This window comes from Sulfurovum sp. (assembly GCF_041551015.1).
Lineage (GTDB): Bacteria > Campylobacterota > Campylobacteria > Campylobacterales > Sulfurovaceae > Sulfurovum.
The window spans coordinates 1-3,756 of record NZ_JBFENQ010000161.1 but is presented as its reverse complement, the minus strand read 5'-3'; the positions used below and the strand labels follow the sequence as shown (position 1 = coordinate 3,756).

Here is a 3,756-nt window from a genome sequence, read left to right as displayed (position 1 = left end):
GGGGTTGTTTGGCGGTTGGGTAGATGATGTGATCCAGTATCTCTATACAACGCTTTCTTCGATCCCAGGTGTATTGCTGATTGCAGCGGGGGTACTCTCTATGCAGGTGATGATGAATAACAATCCAACATGGTTTGAAACTACCCTTGAACGTTCTGATCTGCGTTTGTTATTTCTTATTTTGATCCTTGGGATCACTTCATGGACAAGTTTATGTAGACTGCTTAGAGCTGAGACGCTTAAAATCTCTCAAATGGAGTTTGTAACCGCAGCCAAAGCATTTGGTGTGAGCAAGTTTACTATTATTCGTCGTCACATTGTTCCAAATCTCATGCATATCATTCTTATTTCTGTGGTGTTGGACTTTTCTGGCTTGGTACTGGCTGAAGCTGTACTTTCATATGTAGGTGTAGGGGTCGACCCAACGATGCACTCATGGGGAAATATGATAAATCAGGCTCGACTGGAGATGGCGAGAGAACCAATGGTGTGGTGGTCACTCTTTTCGGCATTTGTATTCATGTTTATTTTGGTTTTGGCTGCCAATTTATTTTCTGACCGTATTCAAACGGTACTGGACCCTAGGAATAAAGTATGAGCAGTATCTTAACCATTAAAAATCTTTCGTTGAGTGTAGGGAGTGAAATATTATTGGATCGTATCAGTTTTGACATTCAACATGGAGAGATCTTTGCTTTAGTCGGGGAGTCTGGGTCTGGTAAGTCTTTAACCTCATTAGCTATCATGCGACTGCTACCTGAAGCCATAGTTGTGCGTTCAGGAGAGATTCATTTAAAAGATAGAGCATTGTTTAATCTTCCAGAATCACAGATGCAAAAAGTACGAGGTAAATCTATAGCGATGATCTTTCAGGAACCTATGTCCGCGTTGAACCCGGTTATGACAGTAGGTTCGCAAGTTGCAGAAGTACTAAAGCTGCATTTGGGGCTCAAAAAAGAGCAGATCAAAGAGAAGGTACTCTCATTATTTAGGGAAGTTGCATTAAAAGATCCTGAAGAACGTTACCATTGGTATCCGCATCAACTCTCTGGTGGACAAAAACAAAGAGTGATGATAGCTATTGCACTTGCCTGTGAACCTGACCTGCTTATAGCGGATGAGCCTACAACGGCGTTAGATGTTACGATACAGGCACAAGTACTTGGGTTATTAAAAAAGATATGTAAGCACAGGGATCTCTCTATTTTGTTCATCACTCATGATATGGCTGTAGTTTCAGAAATGGCTGACAGGGTTGCAGTCATGAAAAAGGGAGAGATAGTTGAGCAAGCAGTGTGTAAAGATTTTTTTACGCATCCACAACATTCTTATACGCAGCGCTTGTTGGCAGATGCCAGGTCTACCAAAGCATACAACAAAGTAGAAAAAGTATATGATCCTTTAATTGAAGTACGAGAGTTAAAAGTACATTTCCCCATCAAAAAAGGTTTTTTTCAAAGAACAACAGGGTATGTCAAGGCGGTAGATGATGTAACATTTTCTATTGCAAAGGGAAAGACACTGGCATTGGTTGGAGAATCAGGAAGCGGTAAAAGTACCATAGGTCAAGCAATACTCTCTCTACTGGATGAGACAGAGGGACAGGTGCGCTTTCAGAAACAAAATCTGGTTGGGCTAGATAAAAAAGCTTTAAGTCCTTACAGACGTAAGATCCAAGTAGTGTTTCAAGATCCTTTCTCTGCGCTAAATCCTCGAATGACTATAGCCAATATCATTAGAGAAGGTATGATAAGTTTGGATGTGGGACCAAAAAGTAGAACAGAACAGGATCAGTATATTGAGGCACTTCTTTTAAAAGTGGATTTGGAAGCTACCCACATGCATCGTTATCCACATGAGTTTTCAGGAGGACAACGTCAACGTATAGGTATCGCAAGAGCATTGGCTGTAGAACCTGAACTGATTATTTGTGATGAACCTACCTCAGCACTTGATGTCTCTGTACGGACACAGGTCTTAGCCTTACTTACCAGACTGCAAAAAGAATCAGGAGTCTCGTATTTGTTTATCACACATGATCTATCTATTATCCCTATGATAGCAGATGAGGTGGCTGTGATGAAAGAGGGTAAGATAGTTGAACAAGGTTTGGTAGAAGATGTTATGGAAGATCCTCAGCATCCTTACACACAAAAATTACTTGCTTCAGCACCAAAATTAATGCATAAAGAAAGAGAAGATGATAATACTATTTGATTTAGACGGAACACTTATAGATTCAACAGAAGCGATACTGGAAAGTTTTGGAGTAGCCTTTGAAACGTTTGATACACCTGTACCGGATGATGAACGTATTAAAAAAGAGATTGGACATCCTTTAGATGTCATGTTTGCAACACTTGGTGTAGAAGAGGCTCATGTAGATGCCCATGTACAAGCATATAAGATGCATTATAGAAAGATCTCATGCGCAAAGACCGTATTACTTCCTGAAGCGAGAGAAGCGGTGGAACTTGCAAGCAAACATGCTGTTTTAGGCGTGGTGACAACCAAGACGGCCAAATATTCCATAGAACTTTTAGAGCATATGGGATTGATGACCTATTTTGATGTATTGGTGGGTAGAGAGGATGTGGAAAATCCAAAACCTCACCCGGAACCTATTTTCAAAGCGTTATCAAAATTACCAAGTAATAAAAGTAAGTATTGGATGATAGGTGATACACCAATGGATATATTGGCTGCTAAAGCAGCGAACATAAATAGTGTTGCGGTGACATGCGGATATGCAGATGAAGCTTTGCTATCAGAACATACTGACAATGTATCTAAGACTGCACTTGAGGCTGTAAAGTTTATCACTCAACTATAAATCAAAGTTAAAAAATCCTATATTTAACACCATAGATATTTAAAATCTTCATATAGTTTAGTTCTATTAGTAAATCTCGCTATAATCAAAAAAATAGTTTGAAGGAAGCCTATGCCATTATTAGACAGTTTTACAGTGGACCATACAAAAATGATCGCCCCAGCGGTACGTGTTGCTAAAAAGATGAGTAGTCCAAGTGGTGATGACATTACAGTATTTGATCTGCGTTTTTGTGTACCTAATGAAGAAACATTATCACAAAAAGGTATTCATACACTAGAACACCTTTTTGCAGGTTTTATGAGAGATCATTTGAACAGCAAAGATGTAGAGATCATAGATATCTCTCCTATGGGATGTCGTACAGGCTTTTATATGTCACTTCTTGGATCACCAAAAGCAAAAGAGGTAGCCAAAGCATGGAAAGAGTCTATGAAAGATGTACTAGCGGTGAAGAGTAAAAAAGATATTCCGGAACTCAATGTCTATCAATGTGGTACTTACAAGATGCACTCGTTGGACGAAGCACAATTGATCGCACATAATATTTTAGATAGAGGTATAGGTGTGATGAACAACAAAAAACTAAAAATGACAAAAAAACAACTCAAAGAAGCAAATAAATAGTGTATATACTTATGCTTGTAGACACTCTTGATGTATGACGAATCGTTAAGAAAACAAAAAAAACTGGTACTTTGCGAAGATGGTACCAATACGCTTTTTTCTGTTGAGTTTGATGAACCTTATCACTCTACCAAAGATGGTGCGCTTCATGAGTCCTTGGAGAAACATGTAAAGCCGGCTTTGGCTTTAAGTAAAGAAAAAACAACTTTGACTATTTTAGATATCTGTTTTGGATTGGGCTACAATACATTTGCTACACTTTATTATATTAAAACACTGGGATTAAAGACAAAAGT

4 protein-coding genes and 1 pseudogene are annotated in these 3,756 nt (G+C 38.8%); all 5 read left to right on the top strand.

Annotation, left to right across the window (positions count from 1 at the left end; all coding sequences use genetic code 11):
• Positions 1 to 598 (top strand): ABC transporter permease (locus ABZC96_RS09030; RefSeq protein WP_373030590.1); only part of this gene is annotated, 598 nt, incomplete at its 5' end.
• On the top strand, positions 595 to 2,217 hold the full coding sequence (locus ABZC96_RS09025) for an ABC transporter ATP-binding protein (protein WP_373030588.1): 1,623 nt from the start codon (positions 595 to 597) through the stop codon (positions 2,215 to 2,217). The genes ABZC96_RS09030 and ABZC96_RS09025, both read left to right, overlap by 4 nt.
• Positions 2,201 to 2,833, top strand: coding sequence for an HAD family hydrolase (locus ABZC96_RS09020; RefSeq protein ID WP_373030586.1), 633 nt, complete (start codon positions 2,201 to 2,203; stop codon positions 2,831 to 2,833). The genes ABZC96_RS09025 and ABZC96_RS09020 overlap by 17 nt, the downstream gene beginning before the upstream one ends.
• Positions 2,834 to 2,944: 111 nt before the next feature.
• A complete protein-coding gene (gene luxS, locus ABZC96_RS09015; RefSeq protein WP_373030585.1) occupies positions 2,945 to 3,460 on the top strand; it encodes an S-ribosylhomocysteine lyase in 516 nt (171 codons plus the stop codon).
• A 30-nt stretch (positions 3,461 to 3,490) separates the two neighbouring features.
• A pseudogene (locus tag ABZC96_RS09010) lies at positions 3,491 to 3,756 on the top strand (hypothetical protein); the annotation flags it as partial.

Excerpts from the sequence above, each read along its gene's own strand:
- ABZC96_RS09025 (WP_373030588.1), top strand. The coding sequence starts at position 595 with ATGAGCAGTATCTTAACCATTAAAAATCTTTCGTTGAGTGTAGGGAGT.
- ABZC96_RS09020 (WP_373030586.1), top strand. The coding sequence starts at position 2,201 with ATGATAATACTATTTGATTTAGACGGAACACTTATAGATTCAACAGAA.
- luxS (WP_373030585.1), top strand. The coding sequence starts at position 2,945 with ATGCCATTATTAGACAGTTTTACAGTGGACCATACAAAAATGATCGCC.